Annotated in this window: 16 protein-coding genes; 12 read left to right on the top strand and 4 right to left on the bottom strand. The window is 69.5% G+C overall.

Annotated features, from left to right (window positions below; translation table 11 throughout):
• Nucleotides 1-91: 91 nt before the first annotated feature.
• The 7 genes from ABEA43_RS03845 (at nucleotide 92) to ABEA43_RS03815 (ending at nucleotide 6,886) form a co-directional block, all read left to right on the top strand.
• Nucleotides 92-1,225: a C45 family autoproteolytic acyltransferase/hydrolase gene (locus ABEA43_RS03845; RefSeq protein WP_345558656.1), complete on the top strand. Its 1,134-nt coding sequence runs from the start codon at nucleotides 92-94 to the stop codon at nucleotides 1,223-1,225.
• Nucleotides 1,222-2,829 carry an ABC transporter substrate-binding protein gene (locus tag ABEA43_RS03840; RefSeq protein WP_345558654.1) on the top strand — a complete coding sequence of 536 codons (1,608 nt, stop codon included), beginning with the start codon at nucleotides 1,222-1,224 and terminating at the stop codon, nucleotides 2,827-2,829. The genes ABEA43_RS03845 and ABEA43_RS03840 overlap by 4 nt, the downstream gene beginning before the upstream one ends.
• Nucleotides 2,830-2,833: 4 nt before the next feature.
• Nucleotides 2,834-3,748: an ABC transporter permease gene (locus ABEA43_RS03835; RefSeq protein WP_345558653.1), complete on the top strand. Its 915-nt coding sequence runs from the start codon at nucleotides 2,834-2,836 to the stop codon at nucleotides 3,746-3,748.
• Entirely contained in the window at nucleotides 3,745-4,587 is an 843-nt protein-coding gene (locus ABEA43_RS03830) for an ABC transporter permease (RefSeq protein WP_345558651.1), read from the top strand. The genes ABEA43_RS03835 and ABEA43_RS03830 overlap by 4 nt, the downstream gene beginning before the upstream one ends.
• Complete coding sequence (locus ABEA43_RS03825) at nucleotides 4,587-5,528, top strand: ABC transporter ATP-binding protein (RefSeq protein ID WP_345558649.1); 942 nt, start codon at nucleotides 4,587-4,589, stop codon at nucleotides 5,526-5,528. Before ABEA43_RS03830 ends, ABEA43_RS03825 begins: the two co-directional genes overlap by 1 nt.
• Nucleotides 5,528-6,295 (top strand): ABC transporter ATP-binding protein, encoded by a 768-nt coding sequence (locus ABEA43_RS03820; protein WP_345558647.1) that lies wholly within the window; start codon nucleotides 5,528-5,530, stop codon nucleotides 6,293-6,295. Before ABEA43_RS03825 ends, ABEA43_RS03820 begins: the two co-directional genes overlap by 1 nt.
• Nucleotides 6,296-6,562: 267 nt before the next feature.
• Nucleotides 6,563-6,886, top strand: a complete 324-nt coding sequence (locus tag ABEA43_RS03815; protein ID WP_345558645.1) for a hypothetical protein — start codon at nucleotides 6,563-6,565, stop codon at nucleotides 6,884-6,886.
• Here ABEA43_RS03815 and ABEA43_RS03810 read toward each other — a convergent pair.
• On the bottom strand, nucleotides 6,883-7,692 hold the full coding sequence (locus ABEA43_RS03810) for an NAD(P)H-binding protein (RefSeq protein ID WP_345558643.1): 810 nt from the start codon (nucleotides 7,690-7,692) through the stop codon (nucleotides 6,883-6,885). The two genes, ABEA43_RS03815 and ABEA43_RS03810, sit on opposite strands and share 4 nt — an antisense overlap.
• A 75-nt stretch (nucleotides 7,693-7,767) precedes the next feature.
• Here ABEA43_RS03810 and ABEA43_RS03805 point away from each other — a divergent pair, with 75 nt between their 5' ends.
• The 3 genes from ABEA43_RS03805 (at nucleotide 7,768) to ABEA43_RS03795 (ending at nucleotide 9,446) form a co-directional block, all read left to right on the top strand.
• Nucleotides 7,768-8,688 (top strand): AraC family transcriptional regulator, encoded by a 921-nt coding sequence (locus ABEA43_RS03805; protein ID WP_345558641.1) that lies wholly within the window; start codon nucleotides 7,768-7,770, stop codon nucleotides 8,686-8,688.
• Nucleotides 8,685-9,191, top strand: coding sequence for an HAD domain-containing protein (locus tag ABEA43_RS03800; protein ID WP_345558639.1), 507 nt, complete (start codon nucleotides 8,685-8,687; stop codon nucleotides 9,189-9,191). The genes ABEA43_RS03805 and ABEA43_RS03800 overlap by 4 nt, the downstream gene beginning before the upstream one ends.
• A 63-nt stretch (nucleotides 9,192-9,254) precedes the next feature.
• Entirely contained in the window at nucleotides 9,255-9,446 is a 192-nt protein-coding gene (locus tag ABEA43_RS03795) for a PspC domain-containing protein (protein WP_138695460.1), read from the top strand.
• Between the two features lie 323 nt (nucleotides 9,447-9,769).
• Here ABEA43_RS03795 and ABEA43_RS03790 read toward each other — a convergent pair whose 3' ends face one another.
• Together ABEA43_RS03790 and ABEA43_RS03785 are read right to left on the bottom strand one after the other, a co-directional pair.
• Nucleotides 9,770-10,483: an RloB family protein gene (locus tag ABEA43_RS03790; RefSeq protein WP_345558632.1), complete on the bottom strand. Its 714-nt coding sequence runs from the start codon at nucleotides 10,481-10,483 to the stop codon at nucleotides 9,770-9,772.
• Nucleotides 10,483-11,733: an AAA family ATPase gene (locus tag ABEA43_RS03785; RefSeq protein ID WP_345558630.1), complete on the bottom strand. Its 1,251-nt coding sequence runs from the start codon at nucleotides 11,731-11,733 to the stop codon at nucleotides 10,483-10,485. Before ABEA43_RS03785 ends, ABEA43_RS03790 begins: the two co-directional genes overlap by 1 nt.
• A 291-nt stretch (nucleotides 11,734-12,024) precedes the next feature.
• Here ABEA43_RS03785 and lipB point away from each other — a divergent pair, with 291 nt between their 5' ends.
• Nucleotides 12,025-12,660 (top strand): lipoyl(octanoyl) transferase LipB, encoded by a 636-nt coding sequence (gene lipB, locus ABEA43_RS03780; RefSeq protein ID WP_345558628.1) that lies wholly within the window; start codon nucleotides 12,025-12,027, stop codon nucleotides 12,658-12,660.
• Between the two features lie 303 nt (nucleotides 12,661-12,963).
• Entirely contained in the window at nucleotides 12,964-14,469 is a 1,506-nt protein-coding gene (locus ABEA43_RS03775; protein WP_345558626.1) for an alpha/beta fold hydrolase, read from the top strand.
• A 46-nt stretch (nucleotides 14,470-14,515) separates the two neighbouring features.
• Here ABEA43_RS03775 and ABEA43_RS03770 read toward each other — a convergent pair whose 3' ends face one another.
• On the bottom strand, nucleotides 14,516-16,045 hold the full coding sequence (locus ABEA43_RS03770) for an amino acid permease (RefSeq protein WP_345558624.1): 1,530 nt from the start codon (nucleotides 16,043-16,045) through the stop codon (nucleotides 14,516-14,518).
• Between the last annotated feature and the right edge of the window lie 11 nt (nucleotides 16,046-16,056).

The raw sequence follows: 16,056 nt of genomic DNA, 5'->3' as shown, positions 1-16,056 counted from the left end.
GCTCATTACTCTGGCCTTGGAAACGACCGCTACAGACTCGCCGCTTCCTGAAATGAACGTTACAGGCTTCCGGCCGGTCCAAGGAGCACCATTGAGCCTCACTTCCCTGCCCCTCGTCGAGATCTCCGGCGCTCCGCGCGAACGCGGCCGGCAATACGGTGAGCAGGCACGCGGGCGCATCGAGCGCGCGCTGGCCTACTACGCCGAGGCGTTCGCGCACTCCAGCGGCCTGTCGTGGGCGCAGGTCGTGGAGCGCGCGGCGCGCTGGGTCGCGCCGAGCCGGGCGTTCGCTCCCGAGCTGGTGGCGGAGATGGAGGGCATCGCCGAGGGCGCGGGAGCCGGCTTCCTCGACATCGTCGCGCTCAACGCCCGCGGCGAGATCATCTATGACACCACCTTCAGCGCCATGGAGCCCGACGGGTGCACCTCGTTCGCGCTGATGGGGGAGGCCGCCGGCGACGGCCACGTCTACGCGGGGCAAAACTGGGACTGGCGCGACGGCGTGTCCGACACGCTGATGGTGCTCAGGGTGGTCCAGCCGGGCCGGCCGACGGTCATCATGCACGTGGAGGCGGGGCAGGTCGGGCGGCAGGGGGCCAACTCGGCGGGCATCGCACTCAACGCCAACGGGCTCGGCGGCCGCTTCGACGACTCGGTGGGCGTGCCGCAGACGCTGATCAGGCGCAGGGTCCTCGACAGCGACAACCTCAACTCGGCGCTGGAGGCGCTGACCAAGTCGCGGGCCCACATCGCGAGCAACGCGCTGATCACGCATCGCGAGGGGTTCGCGATCGACCTGGAGACGACGCCAGGCGCGGTCGGCTGGATGTATCCGGCGGACGGGCTGCTCGTGCACGGCAACCACTACCAGGCGTTCGTGCCGCCGCAGCTCGCCGCGACCTACCGGCCCGGCTCGGCCGACTCGCTGTTCCGGGTGCCGCGGGCCGAGGGCGGGCTCCGTACCGTGCGCGAGGCGTCCGGCACCGACGAGGCCCGCAAGCGCATCAGGCAGGCGATGTCCGACCACCTGGGCTACCCCGAGTCCCTCTGCACCCACCCCGACGAGACCCAGCCCGCCGTGAAGCGGTGGGCGACCCTGCTGTCGAGCTGCGTCGACCTCACCACGGGCGACTACTTGATCGCGGCCGGCACGCCCTGCGACCACGAGTACGAGCGCGTGCCCTGGAACCTCTACGACGGACCGCATGGAGAAGTGACCCCGTGAAGAAGACTCTCGCCCTCGTCGGGCTGATCGGTCTCACCGCCGCGTGCGGTGGGCCCGCCGCCACCACCAAGGCGCCGGACCCGGCCAAGCTCACGCTGGTCGACCGCACCGCCAAGGCGGCGGGCCCGCTCGACAACGCCGTCTGGCTGCTCGACGAGGAGCCGGGCACGCTCGACCTCGACGCCGACGGCGGCACCGCCAACCGCACGGTCATGTCCAACGTCTGCGAGCGCCTGATGCAGACCCAGCCCGACATGACGGTCAAGCCGTGGCTGGCGGAGCAGGCCGCGCAGCCCGACCCCGCGACCATGGTGCTCACGCTGCGCAAGGACGCCACGTTCCACGACGGCTCGCCGGTCACGGCCGACGACGTGGTGTGGAGCCTCGATCGGCACGCGGGCGACGGCATGGACGAGTCCGACGAGTTCGAGGACGTCGAGTCCGTGCGCAAGAGCGGCGAGCACGAGGTGACGATCGCGTTCAAGAGGCCGAACGCGCTGTTCGTGCAGGCCCTCGCCGGTGGCGCGGGCATCGTGCTCAACAAGAAGGTGGTCGAGAAGCTCGGCAAGGAGTTCGGCACGCCGGGGCACGACGACGCGTGCAGCGGCCCCTACCGGCTGGCGGAGTGGAAGTCGGGCGGGCAGCTCACGATCGAGCGTTATGCCGCGTACTGGAACAAGGACGTCAAGCCGCTCACCAAGAGCGTCACGTTCAAGTGGGCCGATGACACCGCGCTGGTCAACAGCCTGGTCACGGGGGAGGCGCAGGGCGCCTACCTGTCCGACACCGGGCCCGCCGTCGCGCTGCAGAGCAACCAGGCGGTCAGCGTGGCCTACGGCGCGACGACGAGGGTGTTCGTGCTGCTGCCGACCGATCGCGGCGTGATGAAGGACCCGAAGATCCGCCGGGCGCTGTCGCTGGCCGTCGACCGGGCGGGCATCGCCAAGTCCGGGTTCGCGGGGCTGGCCAGGCCGTGGAAGGTGCCGGTCGGCGCGGGGGCGTGGTCCTACGAGAAGGCGGCGTTCCAGGCCGCCTACGACCAGCTCCAGGGCGCGCCGGAGTCGCCGCAGCTGGAGGAGGCCAAGAAGCTGGTGCAGGAGGCGGGGTCGCCGAAGGAGCCGATCGTGGTGGCGACCGACGGCGAGCAGTCGCGCACGGTCATCGCCAACGCCGTCGTGGACGCGGCCAAGAAGATCGGGCTGACGGCGCAGATCAAGTCGGTCCCGGGAAGCGAGTTCGGCAGCTTTTATACCGACAAATCACTGCGTGCCCAGGTCGATCTCGTCCCCGACGACTGGTACATCACCAAGTCCGACCCCATCGGCTTCTACGACAACGGGCTGACCGGCTCGGCGAACAACTGGGTCGGCTTCAGCTCGCCCGAGTACGACCAGCTCGTCGCCAAGGCGCTGGAGGCCACCGACGACGCCGCCCGCGCGAAGGACGTGATCGAGCTGCAGCGCCGCTTCACCGCCGACATGGTGTGGATCTCGCTGGTCGAGGTGCCCAACGCGGTCGTGCTCGGCGGCAAGGTGACCGGCCCGCCGGCCTCCCAGGTCCACATGGGCTATCCCTGGGCGGCCGACCTCGGGGCCAAGGGCTGAGCCCGTGGTGCGCAAGCTGGCCGGGCTCGTCGCCACGTTGCTCGCCACCTCGTTCGTGATCTTCGGGGCGTCCTACGCGGCGCCCGGCGATCCGGTCACGTTCCTGGCGGGCGGCAAGGAGAACCTGACGCCCGAATACCTGGCCGCGGTCCGGGCCCAATACCACCTCGACGACCCGTTCCTGGTGCAGTACGGCCGGTGGCTGGGCGACGCGGTGACGGGCGACCTCGGGCGCTCGACTCAATACAACGACCAGGTCGGCGACCTGCTGCTGGCCCGGCTGCCGAGCACGCTCGGGCTGGTGGCGTACGCGTCGGTGCTGTTCGTGGTGTTCGGGATCGCGCTGGGGGTGCTGGCGGCGGTGCGCGGCGGGCGTACGGACTCGGCGGTGGTGGCGGGCACGACGTTCGCCACCTCGGTGCCGTCCTTCGTGGTCGCCACGGTGCTGATCTCGCTGTTCGGCGTGCAACTCGGCTGGTTCCCCGTGATGGGCGGCGGCTCGTTGTGGCATCTGACGCTGCCCGCCGTGACGCTGGCGCTCGGCGCGCTGGCCATCATCAGCCGGGTGACCAGGCAGGCCATGGTCGAGCAGCGCGAGCTCGACCACGTGAGCGTGGCCCGCGCCTCCGGGCTGGCCGAGCGGCTGATCGTGGTCAGGCACGTCTTCCGCGGCGCGCTCGGGCCCATCGTGACCATGTGCGGGCTGGTCACGGCGGGCATGCTCGCGGGCACGGTGACCATCGAGACCGCGTTCGGCCTCAACGGGATCGGCTCGCTGCTGGTGCACGCGATCAACACCCACGACTTCCCCGTCACGCAGGCGGTGCTGCTGCTCATGGTCACCTGCTACATCGCCGTGACCACGGCGGTCGAGCTGCTGCAGCCGCTGATCGATCCCCGAGTGAGGAGGCGGGCATGACCACGATGGTCGCCACGCTGTCGCCGAAGGCGGCGCGGCCGCTCGGCTACTGGCTGGCCTCCGCGTTCCTGCTGCTGGTCGTGGCGGCGGCGGCGCTCGCGCCGCTGGTGGCGCCCTACGAGCCGGACGCGGTCGACTTCGCCGCCACGCTCGCGCCCGTGTCGCCCGGGCACCTGCTCGGGGCCGACCAGTCCGGCCGCGACCTGTTCTCCAGAGCCCTGTACGGCGCCCGCACCTCCCTGATCGGGCCGCTGGCGCTGCTGGCCATCGCCTCGGCGCTCGGCGTCGCGCTGGGCACGCTGGCCGCCTGGCACCGGGGCTGGGTGGATGCCGTCGTGTCCAGGCTGACCGACGTCATGTACGCCTTTCCAGGGCTGCTGTTCGTGGTGCTGATCGTGGCCGTGTTCGGCAACGGGATGACCACGGCGGTGCTGGCGCTCGGGCTGGCCTACACGCCGACGATCGCGAAATACACCAGGAGCGTCGCGCTGGGCGAGTGCGGCAAGCCGTACATCGACGCCTACCGGGTGCAGGGCATGGGCGGGTTCACCATCTGCGTCCGGCACCTGGTGCCCAACATGGCGCGCTCGATCGTCGGCTACCTCGTCGTGCTGTTCGGCGAGGGGCTGATGAGCCTGGCCACGCTGAGCTTCCTCGGGTTCGGGGCGCAGCCGCCGTCCTCCGACTGGGGGCTCATGGTCAAGGAGGGGCAGCCGGCGATCGTGCAGGGCGCGTTCCTGCCGGTGCTGGTGCCCGGCGCGGCCATCGCCCTGGTGGTCGTGTCGTTCAACGTGATCGGCGTACGTCTCGCCGACCGCATGGGCGTGAGGGGGACGTGATGCTGCTCTCCGTGGAAGGGCTGACGATCGAGGCGGGCGGCCGGCGGCCGATCCTGCGCGAGGTGTCGCTCACCGTCGGCAAGGGCGAGATCGTGGGGCTGGTCGGCGAGTCCGGCTCGGGCAAGTCCACGATCGCGCGCTCGGTGCTGCGCCTGCTGCCCGCCGCGGCCAGGGTGTCGGGCCGGGTGCTGGTCTCGGGTGAGGACGTGCTCACGATGGGCCCGGCCGCGCTCAGGGACCTGCGGGCGGCGCGGGTGTCGATGATCTATCAGGACCCGCGTTCGTCGCTCAACCCGGTCCGCAGGATCGGCGACTTCCTGACCGAGCGCATGGTGCTCACGCTGGGCCGGCCCAAGGCCGAGGCCCGCGCGCGGGCGCTGGAGCTGCTGGCCGCCGTCGGCATGCGCGACCCCGAGCTGCGCATGCGGCAATATCCGCACGAGCTGTCCGGCGGCATGCTGCAGCGCGTGGTCATCGCCGCCGCGCTGGCCGCCGATCCCGCGCTGCTGCTGGCCGACGAGGCGACGAGCGCGCTCGACGTCACGACGCAGGCCGAGACGCTGGCGCTGCTGCGCGGGATCCAGGCGGAGCGGGAGCTCGGCATGCTGTTCATCACGCACGACCTGCAGCTGGCGGCGGCCTTCTGCGACCGGGTGCACGTCCTGTACGCGGGGACGGTGGTGGAGTCGCGGCCGGCCAAGGAGCTGTTCGAGGATCCGCGCCACCCCTACACCGCCGGGCTGCTGGCCTGCACGCCCGAGCTCGGCGATCCCCGGCCGATCCGGCCCATCCCCGGCCGGCCGCCCTCGCTGGACGACGTGTTCGGCGGGTGCCCGTTCGCGCCCCGGTGCCCGGACGCGGCGGAGGCGTGCGGGGAGTGGCAGCCGCGGCCCGTGACCGTGTCCGGCGGGTCCGCGGCCTGCCGTCTGGTGGAGGTGTGATGCTCGCCGTACGCGATCTGTGCAAGTCGTTCCAGGGTACGAAGGCGGCCGACCGGGTGTCGTTCGAGCTGCCGCAGGGAGGCTCGCTCGGCCTGGTCGGCGAGTCGGGGTCGGGGAAGACCACGATCGCCCGCATGCTCGTCGGCCTGGTCACCCCCGACTCGGGCACGATCTCCGTGGCCGGCCGGGCCCGCTCCGCGCGCGAACGCGGCCGGGCCGCCAGGCTGCGCAGGGCGCGCGAGATCCAGATGGTGTTCCAGGACCCGTACCTCTCGCTCGACCCCAGGCTCACCGCGGCCGAGTGCCTGCACACCGCGCTCGGGCTGCACGGCAAGGACCGCTCGCGGGCCGCCGAGCTGCTCGATCAGGTCGGGCTGGGCACCCGCGAGGCCGGGGCCAGGCCCCACCAGCTCAGCGGCGGCCAGCGCCAGCGCCTGGCCATCGCCAGGGCGCTGGCGGTGGAGCCGTCCGTGCTCGTGCTGGACGAGGCGGTGGCCGCGCTCGACGTGTCCATCCAGGCGCAGATCCTCGAACTGCTCGCGCAGGTGCGCAGGGACTCGGGGGTCGCGCTGCTGTTCGTCAGCCACGACCTGGCCGTGGTGCGGCACCTGTGCGAGGACACGCTGGTGCTGCACCGAGGGGTGGTGGTGGAGCAGGGGCCGGTCGCGCGGGTGCTGGCCGAGCCCGAGCACGTCTACACCAGGCTGCTGCTCGATTCGGTGCCACGGCCCGGATGGGATCCCGCCAAAGTGGTTAGGAGCCATTAGTCCGGATAAATCCGTCAGTCATAACGTGCTGGTATGGCAGGCGTTTCCATTCCCTCATCGGCATTGTCGGCACGGTGTAAAGCTGTGGGTTTCCGCGATTACGGAACTCGGCAGGGGAGCACCGTATGCCCGACACGAGACGGTCGGGGATCTCATCAGGCGGCCCCCGGTGTGGCGGCGCGACCGGCACCTGCCCGTGCTCGTCTTCGTCGTCGGCGACGACGCCGGCGCATCGCCTCCTCCCTGATGCCCGCGCCGCGATTTCCCATGACCGAATTCCTGCTCTGGGTCGCCGGTCAGCGCAGAAATGGGAGCGTCCACGGAGAGGACAAAGCGGATCGCTGGGCTCAGGCGTACAAAGAATGGCGCAGGAATCGGCGGGCGTCGGTCCGCACCGGCGAAATCGTCGATTACCTGAGCCGCGCGCTGCCCGCCTGGGTGCCGGTGAGCACCGGCGTCTTCGCCGGGCTGGGGCGCGTGGTCGCCGTGCTGGAGCACATCACCCTCGTCGGCCCGGCGCTGGCCGGCGGGCGGCTCGCGATGCACGAGAGCACGCCCCTGGACGGACTGTGCGAGGGGCTGCCGGACTAGATCGTCCACTCCTTGGCGTTCGCCCGGGCGTAGTCGGCGAAGTCGCGGGCGGGCCGGCCGAGCGCCTCATGTACGCCGTCGGCCAGGTAGGCGTTGCGGCCGTCGATGATCCCCGTGAACATCTCGGTCAGGCCCGCCGCCTCGTCCTCCGGCAGTCCCTCCGCCACGGCCGCCGCCCGATACGCCTCCGGCGTCATCTGCTGGAAGACGATCTGCCTGCCGGTGGCCTCCGACAGCTCGGCCGCCACCTGCGCGAACGTCAGCAGCCTCGGGCCCGTCAGCTCGTACAGGCGGCCCGCGTGGCCCTCCTCGGTGAGCGCGGCCACGGCCACGTCGGCGATGTCGTCCACGTCCACGAACGGCTCCGCCACGTCGGGTCCGGGGAGCGCGATGACGCCGCCGAGCACCTGGCCGTGCAGGAAGCCCTCGCTGAGGTTCTGCATGAACCAGCTGCAGCGGACGACCGTCCACTCCGCCCCCGACTCCGCGACCGTGACCTCGCTGGCCTGCGCCTCCGGCTCGCCCCTTCCGGACAGCAGCACCAGCCGCCGCACGCCCGTGCGCACGGCCAGCTCGGTGAAGGCCTTGACGTCGTCGTACGCGCCGGGGAGCGCCAGGTCGGGATAGTAGGAGAGGTAGACGGCCGTGACGCCGTCGAGCGCGGGTCCCCAGGTGGTGCGGTCGTCCCACGCGAAGGCCGGTACGGCGGAGCGGGACCCGATGCGTACGGGCAGGTGGCGGGCGGTGAGCCGGTCAGCTATGCGGCGGCCGGTCTTGCCGGTGCCGCCGAGCACCAAAATCATCATGCATCTAGTAAGTCACCATACCGATAAGACTCTCCATGGTTGAGAAGCGCATTCCCATATGCGATCGTCTAACCCATGGACCAGCTCGCGGCGCTACTCGACGGCCCGCGGGCGCGTGGCGCCTTCCTGCTCCGGTCGATCCTGGATCCGCCCTGGTCACTACGCATCCAGGACGAGGCTCCGCTGTCGGTGACCGCTCTGGTACGCGGGGAGGCGTGGATCGTGCTCGACGGCGGCGACCCCGTGCCGCTGCGGCCGGGGGAGGTGGCGATCAACCGGGGGCCTGAGCCGTACACGGTGTCCGACCACCCCGCCACCAGGCCGCAGATCGTCATCCACCCCGGCCAGCACTGCACCACCCTCGATGGCGAGTCCCTCTACCAGGCCATGGACCTGGGCATCCGCACCTGGGGCAACAACCCGGACGGCGGGACCGTGCTGCTCACCGGCACCTACAACTTCGAGGGCGAGGTCAGCAGGCGGCTGCTGGAGGCGCTGCCCATGCTGATCGTACAGCCGGGCGACCCGATCATCTCGCTGCTCGGCGCCGAGATCGTCAAGGACGAGCCAGGGCAGGAGGCGGTCCTCGACCGGCTGCTCGACCTGCTGCTCATCGCGGTGCTGCGCTCCTGGTTCGCCACGCACGAGGCGCCCGCCTGGTACCGCGCGCTGAGCGACCCGGTGGTCGGCAAGGCCATGCGGATGCTGCACAACAACCCCGCCCACCCGTGGACCGTCGCGACCCTGGCCACCGAGGTCGGCGTCTCCAGGGCGTCCCTGGCCAGGCGCTTCACGGACCTGGTCGGCGAGCCGCCGATGTCCTTCCTCACGGACTGGCGCCTGGCGCTGGCCGCCGACCTGCTGCGCGAGCCCGACGCCACGGTCGGCTCGGTCGCCAGGAAGGTCGGGTACGGCAGCCCGTTCGCGCTCAGCGCGGCCTTCAAGCGGGTACGCGGGATCAGCCCGCAGGAACACCGGGCCGGAGCCGCTCAGTGAAACCGCTGCTGTTGATCGACGTGGACGGTGTGCTCAACCCGATGGGCCGGGCCGCGCCCGACTTCAGGCGCTACCGGTGCACGGTCGGGGCCGAGGTCTACACCGTCCACCTCAACGCCAGGCACGGCCGCAGACTCCTCGACCTGGCCCTCGCGACCGGCTCCGAGCTGGTGTGGGCGACCACGTGGGAGGACCACGCCAACGAATGGATCGCTCCCAGGATCGGCCTGCCCACGCTGCCCGTCATCCCCATGTCCCCCGGAGAGCCGAGCGAGTTCGGCGAGATGTTCAAGACACGGCACGTGGCGGAGTACGCGGGGCGGCGGCCGTTCGTGTGGTTCGACGACCAGGTGTGGGCGGAGGACGAGGAATACCTCAGGGTGCGTCAGGGTCTTGACGACTTCCTGTTGATCCACGTGGATCCCAGACAGGGACTGACCAGCCGTCATCTGGGCATGGCACATGAGTGGCTGACCCTTACAGGGTTTTCTCAGGGTCCCTGACGGGAGTCCTTCGGCGGGCCCGCCCGTTCTACAGGTAGGTCGTAACCACACGGAGGAAACAGCATGTACCGCTCACGAGAGCACAGGATTCTGGCCGGCGTCTGCGGCGGGCTCGCCGACAAGCTCGGCATGCCCCCTACCCTTGTCCGGATCCTCTGGCTGCTGCTGTCGCTCATCCCGGGGCCGCTCTGGGTCGTCTACGTCGCCATGTGGATCCTCGTCCCGGAGGAGCCGAAGGGCTACCGCGCCGCGTAGGCGGGGCGGGAGCCACCCTCCCGTTGCCCGGTTACCCGGTGGGCTGATCTGAGGCCCGCCCCGGGCACAAAGGACTTCGCACGGAGGCGCTTCGCGCACAAGGGCTCAGCCGCCCTCCTCGAAGCGCCTCCGGCGCACCCCCGCGCCTGGCGGCGCCGTGGTCTCGCGCGCCTGGCGGCGCGCTGGTCGCCACCCGTTGCCCGTTGGGAGAGTGGGCCGCCCGACGCCCACCCGACCAGCCGAGCGGGCTGTCCGGCCACCAGCGACGTGTCCCGAGCACTGCGTCAGACGCACGCTTGCCGGACACGGTGAACGCCAACGGGTTATGAGAAGACCCCGAGCACCTCAAGAAGCAGGTAGACATCGGTGGACGGGTCGCGCAGGAGGACGTCGCAGTTCGCGGCGTGACCATTCAGCCCCAGCTCCGACGCCGGAGCGCAGCGCCCGCTCGGACAGCCGGACACGAGACGCCGGGCCAGTTTGACCGCTTTCGCCTGGCGATCCCCCCTGCTCAGCTCGTCGAAATGATGAGGCTCGACGAACTTCTCGAAGTCCTCGAATTCCTTGACCCTCCGGAGCTTCGCCGGGATCAGCGTGCGGTCTCCGCCGAGCCGGCCCGGTGAACCCGAAGCGAAGTGAAGCCAGAGCCAGAGCTCGAAGTGCGGGTGGGAGAACGCGATGTTGATGCCGTTCTGGCGGGCGAGGCGATACGCCTCGTAAATGTCGTCGTTCTCGTCACGATCGAAGACCGCCCAGAACTCGGTGTTCTTGATCCCCGCCGTGTTCTTCTTGAACCGGATCGCCTCTCGAACTGCCGGGACGGGTTTGTAGCCATTGAACTGCTGCCCCTCGGTGACCTTCCGAGGGGTGAGCTGGATCTGAAAGTTGTGCACGGCACCGTAGCGGTGGTTGAGAAAGTGGAAGTAGCTCCGCTCGGTCTGCCCCTCGCAGACGATGAACACGACCTTGTTCTTCCTGCGGTCGCCTGCCCCAGGGCGCGGAGCCGAGTCTCCGCCGGGCACCCCGCGTTTGCGCATCAGCCGGGCACCTCTCCCGCATCCGTGAGCCGCCCGGTGAGCGTCTCGGCGATCTCGCCCACGGTCAGCGTCGGCACGCCGCCGTAAGCCCCGGCAAGGTAGTTCCGGTCGAGAGCCTCGGTCTTACGGGGACGGGCATCGGTCAGCGGGTAGATCTCGGACACGCCTTCCGTGTTCTTCACGGTGATGCGCACCTGGTCGCGTTCCAGCGGCTGAGCGATGTGCGTCCGGCCCAGCAGGCTCGCGTCATGAACCGTGCACAACAGCTGGGCATGGTTCGGGTTGGCCGCCGGGTCCTGGAAGAGGCGGAGGACGTCGGCGGCGAAGAGCGGATGCAGGCTTGTGTCCAGTTCGTCGACGAGCAGGGTCGCCCCATGGTCGAGGGCCGTCAGGAGGGGCCCGATGAAAGCGAACCAGGAGCGGGTTCCCATCGACTCCTGCCGCTCGTAGCTCAACGCGACAGGACCGTTGGGTCCCTGGTGCAGCAGCCGGAGCTCGCCGGTCAGGCTGTCGATCTCCGTTCCGGCGATGCCCAGGTCGGCGACCTTGAGCAGGCCGGTGATCCGGTCGCGATGCCGGGGGTCGTCGAGCATCTCGCGGGTGAAGCTGTGCCGCTTCTCGAAATCGCGGCCGGGGCTGATCCACCAGAGGTTGTGCCGGAACCACTCGTGGATCGGCTGGAGGTGGGGCTGGTTGAAGGCGGCCGCGACGGTCAGGAACAGCGCGTTGGGCCGGGTCTGCGGGACCAGGCTCTCCTTCGGCCCCTTCAGCCCTTCGCCGGGGAAGGTGAACGGATCGTCAGAGTCGGCGTCCCGCTCGAACCAGACCTGTCTGCGGGCCTGCCCGCCCGGGTAAGCGTGCAGCCATTCGGTCTCGACTCGCTCGTCGGACACCTCGAAGCCGTAGACGTACCGGTCTGCGTCGATGACGATGTCGACCTCGAAGAGCGAGGTGTCCGTACGTGCGGTCTGGTCGAGCTCGTACGGCTCGCGGGGTATGCCGTCGAGGGTGGACCAGCCGTGGACAGAGTTGAGCACGGCATGGCGCATCCAGCGGATGGCGTACAGGACGTTCGACTTGCCTGAGGCGTTCGAGCCGTAGATCGCGGTCGTCGGCAGATAGGCCAGCTCAGGATCTTCGGCGAGCCCCGCCGGACGCCGTGTCCCCTGGTTGAACTTGCTGGCGGCCAGCCAGACCTCGAACTCATCCCGAAACGATCTGTGGTTGGCTCCTCTGAAGCGAAGCAACACGGGTCACCCCTTAAACAGACTATCGAATCCATCTTAAGCACTCTGTTGCAAGTTATCCACGCAGTACAGCACTTCGCGGAAGCTGTGCAGCTTCCAGCGCCCCGCGCACGGCGCCCCGGGCAGCCGACGCGCGCAGGAGGCGGGGCCGGCTGCGCGGCCGAGTTCGCGCGCGACGCCGTGCCCGCTGGCGTCTACCGCGACGAGATGAGCGATCTAGTCGCCTCACTGGGCCTCCGGCCTGGGGCGTGAGCCGTGTGCATCGCTGTCCGGGAGGCGACTTATCCTCGAAGGATGAGGGCAAGGCGGCTGACACTCGTTCAGGATGAGCTCGTCGACTACGACGAGGCGATGGAGCGCATGACCGATCTCGTCGGGCAGCGGCAGCGGGACGAGCGGCCCGACACGCTCTGGCTGCTCAGCCATCCGTCCGTCTACACGGTCGGGCGCCGCACGCCGGTCGCTCACCTGCCCGACCCCACCCGGGGCATCCCCGTCCTAGAGACGGGGCGCGGCGGCCAGCTCACCTACCACGGGCCTGGCCAGCTCGTCGGCTATCTCATCGTCAAGCTGGCCGAGGACGAGGGCATCGTCGACTACGTGCGCGAGGTGGAGCTGCGCATGGTCGAGGCGCTGGGCAAGCTCGGGCTGCCCGCCGAGCGCCGGGACACGCCGCCGGGGTCCGAGCTGCTGACCGGGGTCTGGACCTCCGGGAGCGGGCGGAAGATCGTCTCGATCGGGATGCGGCAGAGCCGGGGCGTCACGAGCCACGGGTTCGCGCTCAACGTCGACGGCGACCTGACGCCGTGGGACTGGGCCGTGGCCTGCGGGATGCCGGATGTGGACATGACGTCGGTCAAGCGCGAGCTGGAGTCCGCCTCCATGGACGAGGTGCGCGCGACGGTGGCGGAGGCGTTCGAGGCCTCCTGACGGCCGCAGTCCCGGTTCGCGCAGACCCGGACACTTGACGTCCGCGGTCCGGATCGCGCAGACCTGGACTCCAGCCGCGCGGCGACAAGCGAGAGCCGGACTCAGCCGAACGGCGACAAGCGAGAGCCGGCCGCGTGCGGCTTTGCAACCGACTCGCAAGCGCGTGCGAGAAATTTTCAGATTTTGCTCCATTCGTGGCGCTGGCCAGGAATGATCAGGCTCGGCCGCGTGCCCTCGGGGGGCGCACCGACCGACGATTGGAGCAAAATGCGAAAAAGGACGTCTCTGCTAGCTGCCGCGTTCGTGGCGCTGACGACGCTCTTACCTGTTTCGACCGCCAGCGCGGACGCTGAGAACACGACCACGACCGGCAGCATCACCTGGGCGCCCTGCGAGGAGGAGCCCTCGGCCGAGTGCGGCAAGCTGGCCGTGCCGATCGACTGGGCCGAGCCGGCCGGCCCCACCATCGAGCTGGCCGTCGCGCGGCGTAAGGCCACCGACCCGGCCGCGCGCGTCGGGTCGCTGGTGATCAACCCGGGCGGCCCCGGTGGGTCGGGCGTGGAGGCCGTCTACGGCGCTCCCGGTTCCTACACCGAGGAGCTCCAGCGGCGGTTCGACTTCGTCGGCTTCGACCCACGGGGCGTGGGCCGGAGCAACCCGGTGATCTGCTCGGCGTCGGTGTACAACCAGATGCCGCACACCGTCATGGCGAGCCAGGCCGACTACAACGCCTGGGACGCCTTCACCAAGAAGCTGCACAAGGACTGCCGGGCGCGTACCGGCCCGCTGTACGACCACGTCGACTCGGTCGACGTCGCGCGGGACATGGACGCCCTGCGGGCCGCCCTCGGTGAGGAGAAGCTCACCTACTACGGCATCTCGTACGGCACCCTGATCGGCCAGATGTACGCCGAGCTGTTCCCGAACCGGATCAGGGCGCTCGCGCTCGACAGCAACATGGACCACAGCCTCGGCGTCAAGGGATTCCTGGACACCGAGGCGATCGCCGCCGAGGACGGGTTCGACGAGTTCGTCGCCTGGTGCGAGAACGACACGAGCTGCGTCCTGCACGGCAAGGACATCCGCGCGATCTGGAAGGACCTGCTGGCCAAGGCGCGGCGCGGCGAGCTGTACTACCCGGGTGTGACGGACCGCCCGATGACCGAGCTGCAGGTCATCTACAACGGCGTGCTGGGCAACGAGGGCCCCGACTGGCACCTGCTGAGCGAGGTCATCAACACCCTGGCCGGCGGGCCGCCGCCGGAGTGGCTGCCCGACCTGCCCGGCCGTCAGCCGGTGCAGGGGGACGTCGCCCACCTGCCGACCCGCATCCTGTGCCAGGACTACAACCTCCGGGTACGCAGCTACTGGGAGTACGCGGCGCTCAGGTACAGCTCCGCCCGGCTCGCTCCCGACATGAAGTACCACCCGTACCCGATCGACGACATGCCGATCTGCCTCAACTCCGCCACCACCAACCCGCCGCACCAGCTGCGCTACACGGGAAGTGCGCCGATCCTGCTCGGGAACTCGATGCACGACCCCGCCACGCCGCTCAGCTGGTCGGCCAACGTGGCCAAGCAGCTCGGCCCCAAGGCCGTGCTGGTCACGTACGAGGGCTGGGGGCACCGCATCTACGGCAAGGACAAGTGCCAGACGGACATCTTCGACGAGTACCTGATCTCGTTGACCGTGCCTCCGCAGGGCACCCGCTGCGCCGTGGGCACCCCTGAGGAGAGCGTGCTCAAGCGCCAGCCGCAGCAGCGGACCTGGCCGTCGGACTCCCTGTCCTGGGGCGTCTCCCACTAGCACGACGTCATGGGTACGGCTCGCGCGAGCCGTACCCATGACCTTTTCACGGGGTGGGGACCTCGTCGACCGTGCGGCGGGGACCCGTGAACCAGTGTCGTGCCGACAGCGCCCACCACAGGGCGATGCCGATGATCACGATGCCGACCGCGATCGGCGCGTAGTTGACCGACGTCCACGCGAACTTCTCATTGCCCGGCACCCCGGCCGGCGAGAACGGCATGATGAAGTAGATCGAGACGATCACGATCTCGACGCAGGCGATCCAGCACAGGGCCTTGTACTTCCTGCCGAGCGTCCACGGGCCGGCCTGGAACTTGTCGCCCATGCGCAGCCGCAGCCAGATCGGGATCAGGAACGCCAGGTAGAGCCCGATGACCGCGATCGACACGACGGCGTAGAAGGCGACCGGCGTGGTGAACCCGGGAGGGGCGTAGAGCGCGGGCAGGGTGATCAGGGCGGCCACCACGCAGCCCGCGATGATCGCGTTGACCGGTGTGCGGTTGCGGTCGATCTTCGACCACAGTCGCCAGCCGGGGATCGCGCCGTCGCGCGAGAACGCGTACGTCATCCGCGACATCGACGTCACGCAGCTCATCCCGCAGAAGAACTGGCCGATGGTGGAGATCGCGAAGATCGCCGTGGCCAGCGGGGACGACACGGCGGTTTCGAAGATGGCGCCTACGAATCCTCCCTGTTTGTTGATCTCGTCCACGTTCGTCGCCGCGAACAGGAACGCCAGCAGCAGGATCCAGCCGCCGATCGCCGAGTAGAAGATCGACTGCCACAGGCCGCGCGCCGCGCTCTTGGCCGCGCCCTGCGTCTCCTCCGACACGTGCGCGCAGGCGTCGAAGCCGGTGATCGTGTACTGGGTGAGCAGGAAGCCGAGCGGCAGCACGTACAGCCAGAAGGGCAGGCCGTCGGAGCCGTCGCCGAAGCCGGAGTTGTTGTTCGTGCCGGTGAAGACGAAGTCGAGCGACTGGTGGTCGCTCGGCGCGAAGATCAGGATGGCGACCACGATCGCCGCGCCGGCGACGTGCCACCAGACGGAGACGTTCTGCAGGAGTGAGATCAGCCGGTGGCTGAAGATGTTGATCAGGGCGTGCAGCGCGAGGATGATCACGAACAGCAGGAACGCCTGCGAGAGCGTGCCCTCCCATCCGCCGCTGGTCAGGCGCTTGAGGGTGATGTTGAGGAAGGTCGCGCAGCCGTAGTCGACGGACGCGGTGACGGCGATGAGGCCGATCAGGTTGAGCCAGCCGGTGAACCAGCCGTGGATCGGCTTGCCCAGCTTGGCGGCCCACCAGTAGATGCCGCCCGCCGTCGGGTACGCCGACACCAGCTCCGACATGCAGAAACCGATGATCAGGATGAAGACGGAGATCAACGGCCAGCCCCATGAGATGGCGATGGGGCCGCCGTAGTTCCAGGCTTGACCGAAGGTGGTGAAGCAGCCGGCGAGGATCGAGATGATGGAGAAAGAGATCGCGAAGTTGGAGAAACCGCTCCAGGTGCGGGCCAGCTCCTGCTTGTAGCCGAGCTCGGCGAGTCGCCTGGAATCCTCTTCAGTGGTCATTGAGGTCTCCC

Source organism: Nonomuraea rosea, from assembly GCF_039539705.1.
In the GTDB taxonomy this organism is placed as follows: Bacteria; Actinomycetota; Actinomycetes; order Streptosporangiales; family Streptosporangiaceae; genus Nonomuraea; species Nonomuraea rosea.
Note: the sequence above shows the minus strand (reverse complement) of the source record. Positions and strands in the feature narration are given on the sequence as shown.

What these genes read in the sequence shown, in the direction of transcription:
- ABEA43_RS03830 (WP_345558651.1), top strand. Translation starts at nt 3,745, where the DNA reads ATGACCACGATGGTCGCCACGCTGTCGCCGAAGGCGGCGCGGCCGCTC.
- ABEA43_RS03825 (WP_345558649.1), top strand. Translation starts at nt 4,587, where the DNA reads ATGCTGCTCTCCGTGGAAGGGCTGACGATCGAGGCGGGCGGCCGGCGG.
- ABEA43_RS03820 (WP_345558647.1), top strand. Translation starts at nt 5,528, where the DNA reads ATGCTCGCCGTACGCGATCTGTGCAAGTCGTTCCAGGGTACGAAGGCG.
- ABEA43_RS03815 (WP_345558645.1), top strand. Translation starts at nt 6,563, where the DNA reads ATGACCGAATTCCTGCTCTGGGTCGCCGGTCAGCGCAGAAATGGGAGC.
- ABEA43_RS03810 (WP_345558643.1), bottom strand. Translation starts at nt 7,692, where the DNA reads ATGATGATTTTGGTGCTCGGCGGCACCGGCAAGACCGGCCGCCGCATA.
- ABEA43_RS03805 (WP_345558641.1), top strand. Translation starts at nt 7,768, where the DNA reads ATGGACCAGCTCGCGGCGCTACTCGACGGCCCGCGGGCGCGTGGCGCC.
- ABEA43_RS03795 (WP_138695460.1), top strand. Translation starts at nt 9,255, where the DNA reads ATGTACCGCTCACGAGAGCACAGGATTCTGGCCGGCGTCTGCGGCGGG.
- ABEA43_RS03790 (WP_345558632.1), bottom strand. Translation starts at nt 10,483, where the DNA reads ATGCGCAAACGCGGGGTGCCCGGCGGAGACTCGGCTCCGCGCCCTGGG.
- lipB (WP_345558628.1), top strand. Translation starts at nt 12,025, where the DNA reads ATGAGGGCAAGGCGGCTGACACTCGTTCAGGATGAGCTCGTCGACTAC.
- ABEA43_RS03770 (WP_345558624.1), bottom strand. Translation starts at nt 16,045, where the DNA reads ATGACCACTGAAGAGGATTCCAGGCGACTCGCCGAGCTCGGCTACAAG.